Source organism: Yoonia sp. 67-2 (genome assembly GCF_035117555.1).
Taxonomy (GTDB): domain Bacteria; phylum Pseudomonadota; class Alphaproteobacteria; order Rhodobacterales; family Rhodobacteraceae; genus Yoonia.
In genome coordinates, this window is sequence record NZ_JAYKPK010000005.1 from 262,018 (window position 1) to 280,339 (window position 18,322).

20 protein-coding genes are annotated in these 18,322 nt (G+C 60.4%); 11 read left to right on the forward strand and 9 right to left on the reverse strand.

The window, feature by feature from the left end; all coding sequences use genetic code 11:
- Positions 1-7: 7 nt before the first annotated feature.
- On the forward strand, positions 8-280 hold the full coding sequence (locus VOY09_RS10690) for a hypothetical protein (RefSeq protein ID WP_322895450.1): 273 nt from the start codon (positions 8-10) through the stop codon (positions 278-280).
- A 67-nt stretch (positions 281-347) separates the two neighbouring features.
- Here the strand turns inward: VOY09_RS10690 and VOY09_RS10695 are convergent, their stop codons facing one another.
- Together VOY09_RS10695 and VOY09_RS10700 are read right to left on the reverse strand one after the other, a co-directional pair.
- Positions 348-1,445 (reverse strand): class II histone deacetylase, encoded by a 1,098-nt coding sequence (locus tag VOY09_RS10695; RefSeq protein WP_322895451.1) that lies wholly within the window; start codon positions 1,443-1,445, stop codon positions 348-350.
- Positions 1,446-1,513: 68 nt separating this feature from the next.
- Positions 1,514-1,747 (reverse strand): hypothetical protein, encoded by a 234-nt coding sequence (locus VOY09_RS10700; RefSeq protein ID WP_322895452.1) that lies wholly within the window; start codon positions 1,745-1,747, stop codon positions 1,514-1,516.
- A 103-nt stretch (positions 1,748-1,850) separates the two neighbouring features.
- Between VOY09_RS10700 and VOY09_RS10705 the strand changes: the two genes are divergently transcribed.
- Complete coding sequence (locus VOY09_RS10705) at positions 1,851-2,570, forward strand: M48 family metallopeptidase (protein ID WP_322895453.1); 720 nt, start codon at positions 1,851-1,853, stop codon at positions 2,568-2,570.
- On the opposite strand, the gene trhA is transcribed toward VOY09_RS10705, so the two are convergent.
- The gene (gene trhA / locus VOY09_RS10710; RefSeq protein ID WP_322895454.1) at positions 2,567-3,205 is read right to left on the reverse strand and encodes a PAQR family membrane homeostasis protein TrhA; all 639 of its coding nucleotides are present in this window, start codon (positions 3,203-3,205) and stop codon (positions 2,567-2,569) included. The genes VOY09_RS10705 and trhA overlap by 4 nt on opposite strands.
- A 145-nt stretch (positions 3,206-3,350) precedes the next feature.
- On the opposite strand from trhA, the gene VOY09_RS10715 reads away from it, so the two are divergent.
- The 4 genes from VOY09_RS10715 (at position 3,351) to VOY09_RS10730 (ending at position 5,413) form a co-directional block, all read left to right on the forward strand.
- Positions 3,351-3,710 carry a diacylglycerol kinase gene (locus VOY09_RS10715; protein WP_322895455.1) on the forward strand — a complete coding sequence of 120 codons (360 nt, stop codon included), beginning with the start codon at positions 3,351-3,353 and terminating at the stop codon, positions 3,708-3,710.
- A gap of 76 nt (positions 3,711-3,786) precedes the next feature.
- Positions 3,787-4,053 (forward strand): DUF6455 family protein, encoded by a 267-nt coding sequence (locus VOY09_RS10720; protein WP_322895456.1) that lies wholly within the window; start codon positions 3,787-3,789, stop codon positions 4,051-4,053.
- A gap of 95 nt (positions 4,054-4,148) precedes the next feature.
- Positions 4,149-4,727 (forward strand): nitroreductase family protein, encoded by a 579-nt coding sequence (locus tag VOY09_RS10725; protein WP_322895457.1) that lies wholly within the window; start codon positions 4,149-4,151, stop codon positions 4,725-4,727.
- Positions 4,724-5,413, forward strand: a complete 690-nt coding sequence (locus VOY09_RS10730; protein ID WP_322895485.1) for an EI24 domain-containing protein — start codon at positions 4,724-4,726, stop codon at positions 5,411-5,413. The genes VOY09_RS10725 and VOY09_RS10730 overlap by 4 nt, the downstream gene beginning before the upstream one ends.
- Here VOY09_RS10730 and VOY09_RS10735 read toward each other — a convergent pair.
- Positions 5,400-5,687, reverse strand: coding sequence for a DUF1467 family protein (locus VOY09_RS10735; protein ID WP_322895458.1), 288 nt, complete (start codon positions 5,685-5,687; stop codon positions 5,400-5,402). The two genes, VOY09_RS10730 and VOY09_RS10735, sit on opposite strands and share 14 nt — an antisense overlap.
- 39 nt (positions 5,688-5,726) lie before the next feature.
- The gene (mce, locus tag VOY09_RS10740) at positions 5,727-6,131 is read right to left on the reverse strand and encodes a methylmalonyl-CoA epimerase (protein ID WP_322895459.1); all 405 of its coding nucleotides are present in this window, start codon (positions 6,129-6,131) and stop codon (positions 5,727-5,729) included.
- A 169-nt stretch (positions 6,132-6,300) separates the two neighbouring features.
- Between mce and VOY09_RS10745 the strand changes: the two genes are divergently transcribed.
- Complete coding sequence (locus VOY09_RS10745; protein WP_322895460.1) at positions 6,301-6,480, forward strand: hypothetical protein; 180 nt, start codon at positions 6,301-6,303, stop codon at positions 6,478-6,480.
- A gap of 140 nt (positions 6,481-6,620) precedes the next feature.
- Here the strand turns inward: VOY09_RS10745 and VOY09_RS10750 are convergent, their stop codons facing one another.
- Both VOY09_RS10750 and carB read right to left on the reverse strand, forming a co-directional pair.
- Positions 6,621-6,764 (reverse strand): hypothetical protein, encoded by a 144-nt coding sequence (locus tag VOY09_RS10750; RefSeq protein WP_322895461.1) that lies wholly within the window; start codon positions 6,762-6,764, stop codon positions 6,621-6,623.
- Positions 6,765-7,398: 634 nt separating this feature from the next.
- On the reverse strand, positions 7,399-10,731 hold the full coding sequence (gene carB, locus VOY09_RS10755; RefSeq protein ID WP_322895462.1) for a carbamoyl-phosphate synthase large subunit: 3,333 nt from the start codon (positions 10,729-10,731) through the stop codon (positions 7,399-7,401).
- A gap of 211 nt (positions 10,732-10,942) precedes the next feature.
- On the opposite strand from carB, the gene aspS reads away from it, so the two are divergent.
- The gene (aspS, locus tag VOY09_RS10760; RefSeq protein WP_322895463.1) at positions 10,943-12,721 is read left to right on the forward strand and encodes an aspartate--tRNA ligase; all 1,779 of its coding nucleotides are present in this window, start codon (positions 10,943-10,945) and stop codon (positions 12,719-12,721) included.
- Between the two features lie 70 nt (positions 12,722-12,791).
- Positions 12,792-13,910: a beta-ketoacyl-ACP synthase III gene (locus VOY09_RS10765; RefSeq protein WP_322895464.1), complete on the forward strand. Its 1,119-nt coding sequence runs from the start codon at positions 12,792-12,794 to the stop codon at positions 13,908-13,910.
- Here the strand turns inward: VOY09_RS10765 and arsH are convergent.
- Complete coding sequence (gene arsH, locus VOY09_RS10770) at positions 13,907-14,617, reverse strand: arsenical resistance protein ArsH (protein WP_322895465.1); 711 nt, start codon at positions 14,615-14,617, stop codon at positions 13,907-13,909. The two genes, VOY09_RS10765 and arsH, sit on opposite strands and share 4 nt — an antisense overlap.
- A gap of 105 nt (positions 14,618-14,722) precedes the next feature.
- Here arsH and VOY09_RS10775 point away from each other — a divergent pair, with 105 nt between their 5' ends.
- On the forward strand, positions 14,723-15,304 hold the full coding sequence (locus VOY09_RS10775; RefSeq protein ID WP_322895466.1) for a thymidine kinase: 582 nt from the start codon (positions 14,723-14,725) through the stop codon (positions 15,302-15,304).
- 46 nt (positions 15,305-15,350) lie between these two features.
- On the opposite strand, the gene VOY09_RS10780 is transcribed toward VOY09_RS10775, so the two are convergent.
- A complete protein-coding gene (locus tag VOY09_RS10780) occupies positions 15,351-17,543 on the reverse strand; it encodes a primosomal protein N' (RefSeq protein WP_322895467.1) in 2,193 nt (730 codons plus the stop codon).
- An 84-nt stretch (positions 17,544-17,627) separates the two neighbouring features.
- On the opposite strand from VOY09_RS10780, the gene fsa reads away from it, so the two are divergent.
- A complete protein-coding gene (gene fsa, locus VOY09_RS10785; RefSeq protein WP_322895468.1) occupies positions 17,628-18,281 on the forward strand; it encodes a fructose-6-phosphate aldolase in 654 nt (217 codons plus the stop codon).
- Positions 18,282-18,322: the final 41 nt, after the last annotated feature.

An 18,322-nucleotide genomic window follows, 5' to 3' on the forward strand; every position in this document is an offset into this window, starting at 1 on the left:
AAAAATGATGAACAAGATTTTTGCAACAACCGCCCTCGCCCTGTCCGTGTTCGCTGGTGCCACTGCTGCCACAGCGCAAACGCTTGAATCCCAGACCGGTGCTGATGAAGTGACATGCGCAGAATTCCAGGCCATGGAACTGATCGATCAGGAAACCATGCTGGGCGAGATCGTCGCTCTGTCCGAAGGTCGTTCGATCGACAATACGGACCCTGCGACAGTTGACGTGCTTTGCACAGGCAATGACGAGATGACCCTGGTGGAAGTGCTGGAAGACTAATCTTTTTCCGCTATGACAGCCAACCGACCAAGGCGCGCCCTGCAAAGGGTGCGCCTTTTTCTTTGCGTTACAATTGCGCGGCCATATCGGCGATCACCCCGTCCAGATAGGCATCAAAACCCGCATCCGGCTGGCGCAGCGGAAAGACCTGCGCGAAGGGGTCGGGGGCGTGGACCGCGCTGCCGGACATTTCCTGTAGCACCGCATGACCGCAGAATGGCACATAGGTTTCGGAATAGCCGCCCTCATGCACCATCACCAGCCGACCGTTGCAGTGATCGCGGGCCAGATCCATCACCTGCCGGGTCATCCTGGCAAAGGTTTCCGCCATGGCCAGCATCCGCCCCAAAGGATCAATCGCCGCCGCATCATAGCCACAGGCGATGATCAGCACGTCAGGCGCGAATGCGCGGATCGCAGGCAGGGCCAATCTTTCCATCGCGGCCAGATAGCCCCGATGCCCGGTGCCGGGGGGCAGCGGGATGTTCAGATTAAACCCGGCCCCCGCCCCAAGACCACGATCCGCGAAACCACCTGTGTCCATGGGGTAATTCCGATCCTGATGGATCGACACTGTCAGAACATCGGCGCGGTCATAGAAGACTGCTTCGGTCCCGTTGCCGTGATGCACGTCCCAGTCCAGCACAGCGAAACGTTGCGCCAGCCCGGCAGCGCGTGCGGCTTCAATGGCGATGGCGATGTTGTTGAGCAGGCAAAAGCCATTGGGATAATCCGGCAGGCAATGATGGCCGGGCGGGCGCGACAGGGCATAGGCATTGTCCAGCTCGCCCTGCAACACCGCCATAAGGGCCGCCTTGGCCAGCCCTGCCGATTGGGCCGCGATCTCAAACCCGCCGGGGCCGAAAGGCGTGCGCCGCCCCAACTCACCGCCGCCCGCATCGGACAGAGCCTTGAACTGATCCAGATAATGGGCGGGATGGACCCGTAGCAAATCATCATTTGTCGCCGCCTCTGCGCCGCGCAGCACCAGATCGCGGGCGAGGCCGGTCACCTCGATCAGGTTTTTCAGACGCCTTTTGGTTTCGGGGCTTTCGGGCAGACCGCCATCCAGCGGCTGCACCAACCCGCCCACCGGCAACATGCCCGCATAATTGCCGCCGCCATGCCAGAAACAGCGCTCATCCCAGAAAAACCCCGTCGCCATCGCACCACCTTTCGCATCGTCAGAGTAAAAATATCCCCGCCGGAGGCCGCCCTGACAACGTCAGGGCGTCAGGCCTTGCGCAGCCGGTAAATCCCTTCGGGCAGATCAAGCGCTGCCTGCAAATCGCGCAGCTGGGTCATCGACATGGTGATCCGCACATCTTTGTCGCTGCGCGGATCATATTGGGTCAGGGTCACGCAATCATCAAAGGCATTGATGATCACATCCTCGCGCAGGGGCGGCCCGCCCTCATCAACAAGGGTGACCACGGTCGCGTCATAATCGTGTTCAATACTAAACATGAATCCACCCTAGCGGGACTGCGCCGGGCAAGCAATCGTGACTGGCAGCGGCGGGGCGACCTGCTATTCTTTCCGACAATCCCGCCCTGTATCGGAGTTGCCTATGCGTCGTCTCGCCGTCCTCTTTGCCTTTGGTCTGGCCGCTTGTGCGCCGATGGACATGGCCCCGCCTCCTGCCCCGACAGCGGCGGTGATCCTGCAACCGACCGATGCGGGCGGGCGGGTGTCGCCGGATCAGGCGATGCGGAATTTCCAGATTGCTGTGGCGCGGATCGAGCCTTTGGCCGAACAATTGTGCCGTCAGCGCGGCAATAACAGCAATTGCGATTTCCTGATCCTTGTCGACGACAGGCCCGGCGCGCCGATGAATGCCTATCAGACGCTGGACCGCAATGGCCGCCCGGTGATCGTTTTCACCGAAAGGCTGCTGAATGACGCGCGCAATGTCGATGAGATCGCCTTTGTTCTGGCGCATGAGGCCGCGCATCACATCGAAGGCCATATCGCGCGCCAGCAACAGACGGCAGTGATAGGCGCCACGCTGGTCGGCGGTCTGGCCGAGGCAATCGGCGGCACCTCTCCCGATGCGATCCAGACAGCACAGCGCTTGGGCGGCACGGTCGCCGCCCGCGCCTATTCCAAGAATTTCGAGCTTGAAGCAGATGCCACCGGCACAAGGATCGCCCATGCTGCCGGGTTCAACCCGTTGCGCGGCGCGGAATTCTTTTTCCGCATTCCTGATCCGGGCAACCGGTTCCTTGGGACGCATCCGGCGAATGCCGACCGGCTGCGCGTTGTCAGGCAGGTCGCAGCGACCCTTTAGGCCTGCGCCGCCACCCCTGTCGCGATGGCGATAAAGAAACAGGCAGAGGCGATGACAACAAAGCCATGCCAGATTGCCGTGGAATAACGCAGCCTTGTGGCTGCGTAGAACGGCACACCTGCGGTATAAAGCAAGCCGCCAATAGCGATCAGCACCATCGTTGACACAGGTACCAATGGCCAGAGCGACCAGATCAAAGCAAGGCTCAGCCAGCCCATGATCAGGTAGAGCGCCGGGCCAAACCGCCCCGGTGCGCGCCAGAAGAACAGCTTCAGCACGATACCGATCACCGCCAAAGCCCAGACCACGCCCAGCACCAGATAGGCAAAGCCACTGCCGATCAGCACCACCAAGGGCGTATAGGTCCCTGCGATTTTCAGATAGATCGCCGCATGGTCAAACCGGCGCAATGTCGGGCGGAGGCCGTGCCAGGGGGCCAGATGATAGGCCGCCGAAGCAACGAATGTCGCGATCAACGTCGCGCCATAGACCGCAATTGCCGCGACCTGTGCCGGGCTTGCCGTGCCCGCCGACCAGATGATCAGCACCACGGCACCCGCCACGGCCCCGATCACGCCCACAGCATGGACGGTCCCATCGGCAATGCGTTCGGATCGGGCTGGGGTCGGATACATCGGGCAGGCTCCTGTCTTTTTGACAGGACATCGGGCCGGGGGGGCTTGCGGTCAAATGTTCCGTCAGGTCAGAAGCAGCCTTGGCAGAACGCGGCGCTTCCCGCAATCTGGCCAAAAGTCGCAGCGACAAGGAAAGGCAACCGCCATGTGGCATCAGATCATGCGGGTCCGGCAAAGGGCGATCTGGTCCTGGCAAGGCTTTGTCCATGTCTGGCGGACCGAAGGGTCGCTGATGCAATGGCTGGTGGCGAATGCGATCTTCGCAGTGCTGGCCTTTGTGCTGCCTTTATCGGGGGCGGAACGGGGCATGCTGCTGATGGGCGGGATCTTCGTTCTGGCGCTGGAATGTATGAACACCGCCATCGAACGTGTGGTCGATGACATCAGCCCCGCCCGACGCGAGGCCGCAAAACAGGCCAAGGATTGCGGCTCTGCCGCCGTGGCGGTTGCCGGGATCGCCGTCGGGGTCGGATGGGTCTGCGTGATCGGCGGGCTGATATTGTAGCGGACCCCCCATTTGATCCATCGCAAAGACCGCACCTGTGCCCCGTGGCAGTCTCGCAGGCAGTGCATGGAGGTTCATGATGCAAACACCGGGCGACATACGCGACCATTTCCTGCGGGTGGTGAAAATGTCGGATGCCTGCGATGTCGACCTGTCCACCGCTCTGGACAGAGGCGATATCGCCGCTGATGATTATGCCGATATGGTCACCCGCTGCCGTGGCTGCACGCAGATCGGCAGTTGTGACAAGCTGCTGGCGGCGAAGCCCGACCTGCCGGAAGCGCCCGATTATTGCGTCAACGGCGCGGCATTCGCAGACCTGCGCGATCTGCAAAGGCGCTGACCTCCGTTCCCGGCGGTGGCGTTCTGACCGCCTGCCGGTTGTCAGCGCGGCTGCGACCACATATCTGTGGGCTGCCTTACGCCGCAGGAGCCGCTATGCCCGATCCGAATCCCGAAGCCATGTCCTTTCTGCTGACGCGCCGGTCGCGTCCGGCCAAGACCCTGACCACGCCAGTGCCGGACCGGGCGGCGATCAGCATTCTGCTGGCCGCCGCCGCGCGCACGCCCGATCATGGCAAGCTGGAGCCATGGCGGTTCATCGTGCTGGGCAAACCGGCGCTGGCGCGGTTGGCGGGGCTGATCCCGGTGCGGGGGGCGGCTTTGCAGATCGACCCGGACAAGATCGCCAAGGCGCAGGATCAATATGGCTCTGCCGATCTGGCGATTGCGGTGGTCAGCAGCCCGAAACCTTCGGATAAAGTGCCGCAGATCGAACAGATCTATTCCGCTGGCGCGGTTTGTCTGGCACTGCTGAATGCGGCCTTGGCCTCGGGCTGGGGCGCGAATTGGTTGTCGGGCTGGGCCAGTCATGACCGCGATTTCATCCGCGACGGGCTGGGGCTGGAAGATCACGAGAGCATCGCCGGGTTTATCCATATCGGGACCGAGACCAGCGCGCCGCCCGACCGCCCGCGCCCTGATCTGGGTATGATCACAACATGGGTGGCGGCATGATCCTGTCGTCATTCATGCTGGCGCTGGGGCAGATGTCTGACCCGCGGTTCCGCAGCGTGCTGTGGCGTGGCATCGGATTGACCATCGCCTTGCTGGTCGCGATCTATGCCGGTGTTTTGTGGTTGATCGAGGCTGTCGCCTCTGGCCCGGTCACCCTGCCCGGCGTGGGCGAGGTGACATGGATCGGCGATCTGCTCAGCTGGGGGTCGCTGGGCGTGATGATCGTCTTGTCAGTGTTCTTGATGGTGCCGGTCGCATCGGCCATCACATCCTTGTTTCTGGATGAGGTAGCAGAGGCGGTGGAGGAAAAACATTTCCCCACATTACCCCCGATGCCCGGCCCCAGTTTCAGCGAAGGTCTGCGCGATACATTCGGTTTTCTGGGTATCCTGATCGGCGCGAACCTGATGGCCTTCGTACTTTATGCGCTGCTGCCCTTTGCCGCGTTCTTTATCTTTTACGCGCTCAATGGGTTTTTGCTGGGGCGGGAATATTTCCAACTGGCCGCGATGCGCCGGATCGGGCGCGCGGGTGCGCAAGCGTTGCGCAAGAAACACCAAGGCACGATCTGGTTGGCGGGATGTCTGATGGCGGTGCCGCTGTCATTTCCGTTCATCAATCTGGTAATCCCGGTCCTGGGGGCCGCGACATTCACCCATCTGTTCCACCGGCTTAATCGGCGCTGACCTCTGCCGGGCCCATCCGGTTGAACATGTCGATATCGCGCACTGATATCGCGCCCGACAGGATCACGCCCGCGATGATGCACCAGATCGGCACGGCCCACATGGTTGTGATCTTGGCCTTGCGCCCGATCTGCGCGTCAGCGGGGGCAGAGGAATGCGTGCCCGGCACCACCTCGCCCGCGTCGCCCTGGCTGACCATGCGCAAAGGCAGGACGATGAAAAACACCATCGACCAGATGACCATGAACAAAACGATGCCTGATGTGACTGCCACTTGCTTTCCTTTCGGGGTTACCCGTCAGATACGCCGATTTCAGACCTGTTCAAGCTCGATCAGGCAACCGTTGAAATCTTTGGGGTGCAGGAACAGCACTGGTTTGCCATGCGCGCCGATCCTTGGCTCCCCCCCGCCCAGCACGCGCGCGCCCTGATCCAGCAGATGATCGCGGGCGGCGATGATGTCATCGACCTCATAGCAAATATGATGAATGCCGCCCGAAGGGTTCTTGTCCAGAAACCCTTGGATCGGTGAGCCGTCGCCCAAAGGATAAAGCAATTCGATCTTGGTATTGGGCAGGGTGATAAAGACCACTGTGACCCCGTGATCCGGTTCATCCTGCGGCGCGCCGACATCGGCGCCCAGCATCTGGCGATATTGATCGCTGGCCGCGATCAGATCCGGCACGGCGATGGCGACATGGTTCAGACGTCCGATCATGGCTTTTCTCCCTTGGTTGCCGGTCTTTATGCCGCAGCGCAGGCCGGCCTGCAACGCGCCTGTCTGTTCAGGACCTGTTCATTCTGGCCTGCTCTGATCATGGGACTGCCACCAAAAGGACGAATCACTATGGATGGAACGGTGAGGTGACAGGTGCATTCTGCCCCCTTTGGCCGTCACCCCCTACGGGGAGACTGTGCTGCTGAAAGGCGCAGACGGGTTTCTGGCGAAACCTGTTGCCAATCTGGCCGCGTTTCAGGCGGCGATTTTGTGCCACCTGCCAAAACCCCGTCTGGTGCGTGGCGACAGTGCCCACCCGAGCAGCCTCGCTACGGCACCTCCGGGCTGATGCTAGCCCTGCAGCGACCGCACGCCGATATCGCCTTCTTCACGCGCTTGCATGGCCAGCACGGCGGCGACTTCAAAAAGAGGTTGCTTCGGGTAACGGCCCCGAAGCAACCGATCAGACTGACCTACGACTAGATCAATCTATTTCTTCTTTTGCCCCTTTGTCTCATCTTGGCCGAGCACTGAGGCTGCAAGCGACTTCGCTTCGGCAGAGGTTGGTTTTTTTCCCGACAGCACTTTCGATGCAATCGTAGAAAGCCTTGGTGAACTTTGCTTCTTTGCCATGATTGCTTCCTATCCTGTGTGACATGCTTTTGAGCAGTGGACGCAGCCATTGCTTTGACGATAGTGCTTTTTTGCTTCTGTCACCGCCGGCGCGCATGACCCAAATGAGCCGAGATAGGTCCGGTTCTCCGAGGCGGGAAGCCAAGCGCATCCCTCCTTATGAACCTCATGATCACCGTTTTTTTTGCGCGTTCTTGTTAACATAGTAATATGGCATATTGCTGCCCTTTCATCAGATTGAATGACGAAGGGCCCTTGACATATTGTCCGCTCTTGGATTCAAAGAGAGGTGTCTACCAACATTTCAAGTGCCCCTCGCCGGGTTACATGATGAGGAAACAAGACGTCGCCATGGCTGTAACCATCGGCGGCGTCGCCTTACTTCAACACCTGAAAGTGATATGACGACACTCCAATCGGGTGGTCAACAGAAATATAGCGTATTTTGGGGAAAAACGACGCTTGACACAAAATCATGCGTTATCCCCATAGATATACACCGAATTCGAACCGGGTCAACATATATTTGACTCTCACAGACTAGGGGTGGTGGATAAAAACCTGATAATCGCAACTGGCGGTACGATGAATGCTAGATCTTAACGACGAATCGTAGCACCGCCTGCATTATCGATTACCCCTGCAGCGACCGCACCCCGATATCGCCCTCCTCACGCGCCTGCATGGCCAGCACGGCGGCATGGCTGGCGGCGGCGGTGGTGAAATAGGGGATCTTGTCGTAAAGGGCGACGGCGCGGATATCGCGGCTGTCCTCGACCGCTTGCGAGCCTTCGGTGGTGTTGAAAACCAGCGCGATATGGCCGTCTTTCAGACGGTCGACGATGGTCAGCCCGCCTTCGTAGACTTTGTTGACGATTTCGCAATCGATCTGGTGTTCCGTGAGCCAAGCGGCGGTGCCGCGTGTCGCCACGATCTGAAATCCGAGCGAGAGGAGGATTTTGCCCGCTTCCACCATATCCGCTGTCTTGTCCTCATCGCGGATCGAAATGAACACGGTGCCTTGCGTGGGCAGGTTGGTGCCAGCGCCCATCTGCGCCTTGAGGAAGGCACGGGGGAAGGAGCGGTCCCAGCCCATGACTTCACCGGTGGAGCGCATTTCGGGACCAAGGATCGTATCGACACCGGGGAAACGGGCGAAGGGAAGCACCGCCTCTTTCACCGAGAACCACGGCGTGTTTGGATCGGCGAGCGTGAAAGCATCGCCCAAAGGCAGCACATCCATCGGGTTTTCCGTGACCGGATAAGGCGCGCGCAGCGGGAAGTTGGACAAAGGCTCGCCCGCCATCAGCCGTGCGGCGATGGAGGCGATAGCGCTATCCGTCGCTTTGGCCACGAATGGCACGGTGCGGGATGCGCGGGGGTTCACCTCGATCAGGTAGACTTCTTCGTTTTTCACGGCGAACTGGATGTTCATCAGGCCCACGACCTGCAAGGCCAGTGCCAGCTTTTCGGTCTGGCTGCGGATTTCGGCGATCATTGCCGCCGACAGCGAATAGGGCGGCAGGGAACAGGCGCTGTCGCCGGAATGCACACCCGCTTCTTCGATATGCTGCATGATGCCGGCGACATGGGTGTTTTTGCCGTCGGACAGGCAATCCACGTCCACCTCCACAGCACCCGACAGATAGCTGTCGAGCAGAACGGGGCTGTCGCCGGAGACGACTACGGCTTCGGAGATATAGCGTTCCAGCTGCGCCTGATCGCGCACGATCTCCATCGCGCGGCCGCCCAGCACATAGGACGGGCGGATCACGAGGGGGAAGCCGATGGTTTTGGCAATCTCGAACGCTTCAGCATCTGAATGGGCAATGCCGTTGACGGGCTGTTTCAGCCCGAGCTTTTCGACCAATTGCTGGAACCGCTCCCGGTCTTCGGCCAGATCGATGGCGTCGGGGGTCGTGCCAAGGATCGGAATGCCCGCGTCATGCAAGGCATTGGCGAGCTTCAGCGGTGTCTGGCCGCCGAATTGCACGATCACACCGTGCAGCACACCGTTTTCCTGCTCAACCCGCAGGATTTCCATGACGTGTTCAAAGGTCAGCGGTTCGAAATAAAGCCGGTCCGAGGTGTCATAATCGGTCGATACCGTTTCGGGGTTGCAGTTGATCATGATCGTCTCATAGCCCTGATCGGTCAGGGCATAACAGGCGTGACAGCAGCAATAATCAAATTCAATCCCCTGCCCGATCCGGTTCGGGCCACCGCCGAGGATGACGACCTTTTTACGGTCAGACGGACGCGCCTCGCATTCCACATCGCCCATGACGGGGGTTTCATAGGTGGAATACATATAGGGTGTCTGCGCCTCGAATTCCGCGCCGCAGGTGTCGATGCGTTTGAACACGGCGGTGACGCCAAGATTGTGGCGGGCGCGGCGGACGTTGTCTTCGGTCCTGCCGGTCAGCGTGGCAAGGCGGGCATCGGTAAAGCCCATCATCTTAATCTTGCGCAGGCCGGTTTCCGTCACAGGCAGGCCGTTTTTGCGGATCTCAGCCTCTGCCTCGATGATTTCGCGGATACGGGCGAGGAACCAAGGGTCGAATTTGGTCACCGCATGGATGTCATCATCGGACATGCCGTGGCGCATGGCTTGCGCGATCACGCGGATGCGGTCGGGGGTTTGCTGGGCCAGCGCCTTGGTGATGGCTGCGGCATCGGGCGCGCCGGGGATGGTGATTTCGTCAAAACCGGTCAGGCCGGTTTCTAAGGAGGCCAGCGCCTTTTGCATCGATTCGTGGAAGGTGCGGCCAATCGCCATCGCCTCGCCCACGGATTTCATGGCGGTGGTCAGGTGCGGTTCGGAGCCTGCGAATTTCTCAAAGGCGAAGCGGGGGATTTTGGTGACGACATAATCGATGGTCGGTTCGAACGATGCGGGCGTGACGCCGGTGATGTCGTTGTCGAGCTCATCGAGGGTATAGCCCACGGCGAGTTTCGCGGCGATTTTCGCAATCGGGAAACCGGTGGCTTTGGAGGCGAGTGCCGATGACCGCGACACCCGCGGGTTCATCTCGATCACCACCATCCGGCCATCGGCGGGGTTGATCGCCCATTGCACGTTCGACCCACCCGTCTCGACCCCGATTTCGCGCAGAATGGCGATGCTGCCGTTGCGCATGATCTGATATTCCTTGTCGGTCAGCGTCAGCGCGGGCGCGACGGTGATACTGTCGCCAGTATGCACGCCCATCGGATCGACGTTCTCAATCGCGCAAACGATAATGGCATTGTCGGCTTTGTCGCGCACCACCTCCATCTCGAACTCTTTCCAGCCGAGCAGGGATTCATCGACGAGGATCTGACCAACGGGGGACGCTTCCATGCCCGTGCGGCAATAATATTCATATTGTTCACGGTTATAGGCGACGCCGCCGCCCGTGCCGCCAAGGGTAAAGGCCGGGCGGATGATCGCGGGCAGGCCCACATATTCGATGGCGTCGATGGCCAGTTGCAGGCCCGCCTTGATGTCGCGCTTGCCGTTGTCCATCTTTGGGGCGGTGATGATTGTGGCTTTGGGGTTTTCGATCCCGAGCCGGTCCATCGCTTCGCGGAACAGCTTGCGGTCCTCGGCCATTTCAATGGCTTCGCGTTTCGCGCCGATCATCTCGACCCCGAATTTTTCCAGCACGCCCATATCGGCCAGCGCCAGCGAGGTGTTCAGGCCAGTTTGCCCGCCCATGGTGGGCAGCAATGCATCGGGGCGTTCTTTTTCGATGATCTTGGCGACGATTTCAGGTGTGATCGGTTCGATATAGGTGGCATCGGCCAGACCCGGATCGGTCATGATCGTGGCGGGGTTGGAGTTGACGAGGATGACGCGATAGCCTTCCTCGCGCAGCGCCTTGCAGGCTTGCGCACCGGAATAGTCAAACTCGCAGGCTTGCCCGATGATGATGGGCCCCGCGCCGATGATCATGATGGATTTGATGTCGGTCCGCTTTGGCATCGCCCTGCCCCCTGATGTGCAAATTGTCGTGGGTTATAGGGATGGCGCGCGCAGGTGCAAGGCTTAGCTTGGCGGATATGGTGTAAAGTCAAAATCAGCAGATTTTGACGCCTCCGGCGGGAGTATTTTAACCAAAGCGAAGCAATGGTTGACATAGGTCGGGCAAAGGGGTGTATCGGGCCTGCCCGTATTTTCGCCAAAGGACCATCCCATGCACGCCTATCGCAGCCATACCTGTGCCGATCTGACCGCCGCCGATGTCGGCAAAACCGTGCGCCTGTCCGGTTGGGTCAATCGGGTGCGCGATCACGGCGGCATCCTGTTCATCGATCTGCGCGACCATTACGGCATCACGCAAGTGTTGTGTGACCCTGATTCTGCGGTCTTTGCCGAGGTGGAAAAGGTGCGGTCGGAATATTGTATCCGCATCGATGGCGAAGTCGTGGCGCGCAGCCCTGAACTGGTCAATGCCAAGCTGCCCACCGGCGAGGTCGAGGTGTTCATCCGCGATATCGAAGTGCTGGGCGCGGCCAAGGAATTGCCGCTGATGGTGTTCGGCGATCAGGAATATCCCGAAGAAACGCGCCTGAAATACCGCTATCTCGACCTGCGGCGCGAGGCGATGCAGAGCAATATGAAACTGCGCTCTGACGTTGTGGCCTCCATGCGCCGGCGGATGTGGGACAAGGGGTTCCGCGAATATCAGACGCCGATTATTACGGCGTCCAGCCCCGAAGGTGCGCGGGATTTTCTGGTGCCGTCGCGTCTGCACCCCGGCAAATTCTATGCGCTGCCGCAGGCGCCGCAGCAGTTCAAGCAGCTGATCATGGTCAGCGGCTATGATAAGTACTTCCAGATCGCGCCCTGTTTCCGCGATGAAGATCCCCGCGCGGACCGGTCGCCCACCGATTTCTACCAGTTGGATCTGGAGATGTCGTTCGTCACTCAGCAGGATGTGTTCGACACGATCCAGCCGGTGATCGGCGGGATTTTCGAGGAATTCGGCGGCGGGCGCAAAGTGGACCAGACCTGGGAGCAGATTTCCTACAAGGACGCCGCCCTGTGGTACGGCACCGACAAGCCCGATCTGCGCAACCCGATCAAGATGCAGGTTGTGTCGGATCATTTCCGTGACAGCGGTTTTGCGATTTTTGCCAAGCTGCTGGAGCAGGACGGTACCGAAATCCGCGCGATTCCGGCGCCCACCGGCGGGTCGCGCAAGTTTTGTGACCGCATGAATGCCTTTGCCCAGAAAGAAGGGTTGCCGGGGATGGGGTATATCTTCTGGCGCGATCAGGGTGAGGGGATGGAGGCCGCAGGCCCGCTCGCCAAAAACATCGGGCCGGAACGCACCGAGGCGATCCGCCAGCAATTGGGTCTGGGGCTGGGCGATGCGGCATTCTTCCTTGGCGGCAAGCCCAAGGCGTTTGAGGCTGTGGCGGGGCGTGCGCGCACTGTCATCGGTGACGAGTTGGGCCTGACCGACACGGACCGTTTCGCCTTTGCCTGGATCGTGGATTTCCCGATCTATGAAAAGGATGCGGAAACCGGCAAGATCGATTTTGAGCACAACCCGTTTTCCATGCCGCAAGGCGGGATGGAGGCGTTGCAGGGTGATCCGATGGATGTGCGGGGCTATCAATATGATCTGGCCTGCAACGGCTATGAGCTGGTGTCGGGTGCGATCCGCAACCACAAGCCAGAGATCATGTTCAAAGCCTTCGAGATTGCGGGTTACGGCGAGGAAGAGGTGCGCAAGCGGTTCGGTGGCATGGTCAATGCGTTCCAATATGGCGCGCCGCCGCATGGTGGCTGTGCGGCAGGGATTGACCGGATCGTCATGCTGCTGGCCAATGCGTCCAACATCCGCGAAGTCATCATGTTCCCGATGAACCAGCGTGCCGAAGATTTGATGATGGGCGCGCCATCCGAGCCGATGAACGAACAATTGCGCGAATTGCGCCTGCGCGTGCTGCCGCCCGAAAGCTGAGGACGCGGGGTCGCGGTGGACATTGCTGTCGCCGCGACCCTAATCTAATCTGCGCATCAGGGGGGCCTTCATGCATCACGCAGCGATTACCGGAACCGGTGTGTTCACGCCGTCACAAGTGATTACCAATGATGAATTGGTCATCGCCTTCAACGCCCATGCCGATCTGTGGAATGCCGACCATGCGGATGCGATTGCCGCGGGCGAGGTGGCGGCCAAGCCGCATAGTTCCGCCGATTTCATCCTTGCCGCTTCGGGGATCGAGCAGCGGTTCGTGCTGGATAAATCCGGGCTGATGGACCCTGCCCGCATGTTCCCGCGCCTGCCACAGCGGCCGGATGACGCGCCGGGCTATATGGCGGAAATCGGGGTTGATGCCGCGCGCAAGGCGCTGGCGATGGCGGGTGTGGATGCGGGCGATGTCGATCTGGTGATCTGTGCCGCGTCCAATATGGAACGCGCCTATCCGGCGATTGGTGTGGAAATTCAGCAGCTGCTGGGTGCCGGTGGTTTTGCCTTTGACATGAATGTCGCCTGTTCCAGTGCCACTTTCGGCATCCAGACAGCGGCGGATATGATCCGTGCCGGGTCGATCCGCCGCGCGCTGGTGGTCAACCCCGAGATTTGCAGTGCCCATCTGGAATGGCGCGACCGCGACTGTCATTTCATCTTTGGCGATGTGGCGACGGCGACCTTGCTTGAACGCGATGAAGGGCTGGAAGGGCCGCATTTCAAGGTGATCTCCACCCGCTGTGCGACGCAATTCAGCAATAATATCCGCAACAACAACGGCTATCTGCGCCGCACCCATGATGCGATGGACGACCGCCGCGACATGCAATTCATGCAAAACGGGCGCAAGGTGTTCAAAGAGGTGCTGCCGCTGGTCAGCGACCATATCGCCGCCCATCTGGCGGATGCTGGCGTGGTGCCGGATGATTTGCGCCGCCTTTGGCTGCATCAGGCGAACAAGACGATGAACGATTACATCGGCCGCAAGGTGCTGGGCCGCGTGCCGGAACCGGCAGAGCAGCCCAATATCCTGCAGGATTACGCCAACACGTCATCAGCGGGGTCGATCATCGCTTTTGCGCAGAATTCCAATGATCTGGTGGCGGGCGACAAAGGGCTGATCTGTTCGTTTGGCGCGGGCTATTCGGTGGGGTCGGTCATTCTGGAACGCGCCTAACCGCTGACGCGGTCATGCACGTCCTGCAGGGTTTCGACCCGTTCAGAATAGCGATCCGTCAGCATTTTGTCGCGGCTGCGTGTCATCAGGGTGAAGCGGGCGAGTTCCTCCATCACATCGACGATCCGGTTGTAAAGGGGGGAGGGTTTCATCCGCCCACCCTCAAACTCTTTGAACGCCATCGGGACAGAGGATTGGTTGGGGATCGTGATCAGCCGCATCCAGCGCCCCAATATGCGCAACTGATTGACTGTGTTGAAAGATTGCGACCCGCCAGAGACCTGCATCACCGCCAAAGTCTTGCCCTGCGTCGGGCGGATGCCGCCAATGGGCGACAGCGGCAGCCAGTCGATCTGCGCTTTCATGATCGCTGTCATCGCACCATGCCGCTCGGGGCTGGACCAGACCATGCCTTCGGACCAGAGCACCAATTCACGCAATTCGGCAACCTTGGGGTGGGTTGCATCGACGCCATCATCGGGCAGCGGCAGGCCTGCGGGGTCGAACATCCGCGTCTCGCAGCCCAAGGCGCGCAGCACGCGCGCGCCCTCTTCCGCGCAGAGGCGGGAATAGCTGACCGGGCGGAGCGATCCGTAAAGCAACAGGATGCGCGGCGGATGGCCCGGATCACCCGGCCCGGCCAAAGCGGCATGATCCAGCGGCTGCAAGGCACCGGGCATGATGTTGGGAAGATCTGTCAGGTCCATGGCTTGCATCCTTTCGTCTTGGTCAGGACCTAGCAGATTGCAGCGGGAGGAAAAGACCTGTCCGTCCCTCTTGCCATCACGTCTGTCACGGGGCTAATCAGCCGCATGGCAAAGCTCTATTTCAATTACTCGACCATGAACGCGGGCAAATCGACTGTCCTGTTGCAGGCGTCGCATAATTACATCGAACGCGGCATGCAGACCTATCTGATGATCGCGCAGCTCGACAATCGCGCGGGGCATGGACGGATCGGCAGCCGCATCGGGATTGGTGCCGATGCCGACACCTTTGCCCCCGGTGAAGATCTGTTCGCCAAGATCCAGGCGCGGCTGGCTGCTGGCCCCTGTGCCTGCGTTTTCATCGACGAGGCGCAGTTTCTGGATAAAGATCAGGTCTGGCAACTGGCGCGCGCGGTGGATGATCTGAACGTGCCGATCATGACATTCGGGCTACGGGTGGATTTTCTGGGGGAATTGTTTCCCGGCTCAGCCGCGCTGCTGGCACTGGCCGATGAAATGCGCGAGGTCCGCACGATCTGCCATTGCGGCAAGAAGGCGACGATGGTGGTGCGCAAGGATGCCGAAGGGCGGGTGTTATCCTCGGGCGATCAGATCGTGATTGGGGGAAATGATCGCTATGTCTCGCTCTGTCGGCGGCATTGGCGGGCGGAGATGGGTCAGGATTAAGAACTTTTATGCCTCCGGCGGGGATATTTGGGCTCCGACGATTGGGTTAATAAAAGCTTTGTGGGTCGATGTCGATGGCGAGGCGCAGGTTGCTAGGCAAGCGGAACTGCGCGACCCATTGCGTCAGAGCAGCCTGCAAAGGCGCTGATTTATCTGCCTTGACCAGCAGCCGCACCCGGTGGTTGCCCCGCACGCGGGCGATGGGTGCGGGGGCCGGACCGTAGACCTGCGCCCCGATTTGGTGCAAAGGGCCATCGCGGCGGGCCATATCATTGCCAAGGTCAAACACCGCTTTCAGATCAGGGCCGCTGAGGATGATCCCTGCCATCCGCCCGTAAGGCGGGACACCGGCGGCGCGCCGCTCTTCCGCTTCGGCGGACCAGAAGCTTTCCTCATCCCCGTTCAGGATCGCGCGGATCACCGGATGGTCAGGCTGATAGGTCTGCAGCAACGCCACGCCGGGGGTGGCAGCGCGCCCCGCCCGCCCCGCGACCTGGCGCATCAGCTGAAAGGTCCGTTCCGCCGCACGCAGATCAGAGCCTTGCAGACCCAGATCGGCATCAATCACGCCGACCAAGGTGAGCAGCGGGAAATTATGGCCTTTGGCAACCAATTGCGTGCCGATGATGATATCGGTCCCGCCTTGCGCGATTTCGGCGATATGCGCCTTCATGGCGCGGGCAGACCCGTAAAGGTCGGATGACAGCACAGCGATCCGCGCCTTGGGGAACAGTGCTGCCACCTCTTCGCCCATCCGTTCCACACCGGGGCCAACAGCGGCGAGCTTATCCGCCGCACCGCAGGAGGGGCAGATCACCGGAATCGGCTTTGTCTCACCACATTGGTGGCACATCAGCCGGTTCTGGAACCGATGTTCGACCATCCGCGCATCGCAATGATCACAACCGATCTGATGCCCGCAGGCCCGGCAGAGCGTGACAGGCGCATAGCCGCGCCGGTTGAGGAAAATCAGCGATTGTTCGCCTTTTTCCAGCCTGTCGGCGATGGCAGCGCGCAAGGTCGATGACACCCAGCGCCCATGCGGCACCTCTTCCACCCGCATATCAATCGCATCCATCTGCGGCATGACCGCCGCACCGAAGCGGGACGTCAGGTCAAGCCGCTGATACTTGCCCGCCTGCGCATTGGCCCAGCTTTCCAGACTGGGCGTGGCCGAGGCCAGCACCACCTGCGCGCCACACAAAGCCGCGCGCAGCACCGCCATGTCGCGGGCGTTATAAAGCACGCCATCTTCCTGTTTATACGACGTGTCATGTTCTTCATCGACGACGATCAGGCCAAGATTCTGGAATGGCAGAAACAGAGCCGAGCGTGCGCCGACGATCAGTTGCGCATCACCCTGCCCGACCATCCGCCAGCAGCGGCGGCGTTCGGTCATCGTCACGCCGGAATGCCATTCGGCGGGTTTGCGGCCAAACCGCGCCTCGACCCTTTCGATGAATTCACCTGACAGGGCGATTTCGGGCAGCAGCACCAGCGCCTGACGGCCCAGGCGTAAGCATTCCGCGACAGCCTCCAGATAGACCTCGGTCTTGCCGGACCCGGTCACGCCTTTCAGCAGGGTCGTGCCATAGCAATCATCGCGCAAACGTTTGCGCAACGCCTCGGCCCCTGCGGCCTGATCAGGGCTCAGCGTCTTGCCGCCAAACTCCGGATCAAGCCTTGGATAGGCCGTATCGCGCGGCGCATCTTCTTCCACCACCGCGCCCTGTGCCACCAGACCTTTGACCACCGACGGGCCGACATCTGCCGCCTCGGCCAGTTCTTTCAGGGTAAACGCCAGCCCGCCGTAATCTCGCAGCACTCCTAGCACTTTGTCGCGGGCAGCGGTCTTGCGGTCTGGCTCGCCGCCGCCCAGCCGATAGACCTTGCGCATGGACGGCGCATCGCCCAGACCCGGCGCGCGGGTGCCAAGGCGCAGCATCGCAGGTAGCGGCGTCAGCGTGTAATCCGCCGCGCGGGTCAGGAAATCGCGCATTTCATCGCGCATCGGCGCAAGGTCCAGCACCCGGATGACCGAGCGGATCTTGGCAAGGTCATAATCGCCCTTGCCCGGCCCCCAGACAACACCCAGCACTTTCCGCGGCCCCAAAGGCACCTCGACAAAAGCCCCCAGATGGCATCCCCCTTCCGGCGCTTTGTAATCCAGCACCCGGTCGAGCGGTTGCGTCGTCAGCACACCGACCAGATCGCCTTGATGAAAATAGCTGTCTGTCATAACCGCCTTTTGAGGGTTCACGCATCGCCTGTGGTCAGGTAAACGCTGGGACAGCAAACACCAACCCATCCCCGGAGGGAAGTTATGAAGTTTTTCGTAGACACAGCCGATATCGACCAGATCAAGGAATTGCACGATCTCGGGATGGTGGATGGGGTGACAACCAACCCATCGCTGATCGCCAAATCCGGCCGCAACATTCTGGAAGTGACCAAGGAAATCTGCGATTTGGTTGCAGGTCCGGTCTCCGCCGAAGTCGTGGCATTGGACGCTGAAACCATGCTGGCCGAAGGCCGCAAGCTGGCCAAGATCGCCGATAATATTGCGGTCAAAGTGCCGCTGACCTGGGCCGGTCTGAAAACCTGCAAGACATTGTCGGACGAAGGCATCATGGTCAATGTGACCCTGTGCTTCTCGGCCAATCAAGCCTTGCTGGCGGCCAAAGCCGGCGCGACCTTCATCAGCCCCTTCATCGGGCGCTTGGATGATATCAACATCGACGGTCTGGAACTGATCGAGGATATCCGCACGATCTATGACAATTACGGCTTTGCCACGCAGATCCTTGCCGCCTCGATCCGCACCGCGAACCATATGTCCGATTGTGCCAAGATCGGCGCCGATGTGGCCACGGCACCGCCTGCGGTGATCAAGGCGATGGCCAATCACATCCTGACCGACAAAGGTCTGGCAGGCTTTATGGCCGATATCGAAAAAGCCGGCATCACGATTTTGTAAGCCGCCCGTAGGATGGGTGATATCACCCATCCTGCCTCCAC

Coding starts and splice junctions, on each gene's coding strand:
- aspS (WP_322895463.1), top strand. CDS start 10,943: ATGCACGCCTATCGCAGCCATACCTGTGCCGATCTGACCGCCGCCGAT.
- VOY09_RS10705 (WP_322895453.1), top strand. CDS start 1,851: ATGCGTCGTCTCGCCGTCCTCTTTGCCTTTGGTCTGGCCGCTTGTGCG.
- VOY09_RS10750 (WP_322895461.1), bottom strand. CDS start 6,764: ATGGCAAAGAAGCAAAGTTCACCAAGGCTTTCTACGATTGCATCGAAA.
- mce (WP_322895459.1), bottom strand. CDS start 6,131: ATGATCGGACGTCTGAACCATGTCGCCATCGCCGTGCCGGATCTGATC.
- VOY09_RS10715 (WP_322895455.1), top strand. CDS start 3,351: ATGTGGCATCAGATCATGCGGGTCCGGCAAAGGGCGATCTGGTCCTGG.
- arsH (WP_322895465.1), bottom strand. CDS start 14,617: ATGGACCTGACAGATCTTCCCAACATCATGCCCGGTGCCTTGCAGCCG.
- VOY09_RS10700 (WP_322895452.1), bottom strand. CDS start 1,747: ATGTTTAGTATTGAACACGATTATGACGCGACCGTGGTCACCCTTGTT.
- VOY09_RS10765 (WP_322895464.1), top strand. CDS start 12,792: ATGCATCACGCAGCGATTACCGGAACCGGTGTGTTCACGCCGTCACAA.
- fsa (WP_322895468.1), top strand. CDS start 17,628: ATGAAGTTTTTCGTAGACACAGCCGATATCGACCAGATCAAGGAATTG.
- VOY09_RS10725 (WP_322895457.1), top strand. CDS start 4,149: ATGCCCGATCCGAATCCCGAAGCCATGTCCTTTCTGCTGACGCGCCGG.
- carB (WP_322895462.1), bottom strand. CDS start 10,731: ATGCCAAAGCGGACCGACATCAAATCCATCATGATCATCGGCGCGGGG.
- VOY09_RS10775 (WP_322895466.1), top strand. CDS start 14,723: ATGGCAAAGCTCTATTTCAATTACTCGACCATGAACGCGGGCAAATCG.
- VOY09_RS10730 (WP_322895485.1), top strand. CDS start 4,724: ATGATCCTGTCGTCATTCATGCTGGCGCTGGGGCAGATGTCTGACCCG.
- VOY09_RS10720 (WP_322895456.1), top strand. CDS start 3,787: ATGATGCAAACACCGGGCGACATACGCGACCATTTCCTGCGGGTGGTG.
- trhA (WP_322895454.1), bottom strand. CDS start 3,205: ATGTATCCGACCCCAGCCCGATCCGAACGCATTGCCGATGGGACCGTC.
- VOY09_RS10780 (WP_322895467.1), bottom strand. CDS start 17,543: ATGACAGACAGCTATTTTCATCAAGGCGATCTGGTCGGTGTGCTGACG.
- VOY09_RS10695 (WP_322895451.1), bottom strand. CDS start 1,445: ATGGCGACGGGGTTTTTCTGGGATGAGCGCTGTTTCTGGCATGGCGGC.
- VOY09_RS10690 (WP_322895450.1), top strand. CDS start 8: ATGAACAAGATTTTTGCAACAACCGCCCTCGCCCTGTCCGTGTTCGCT.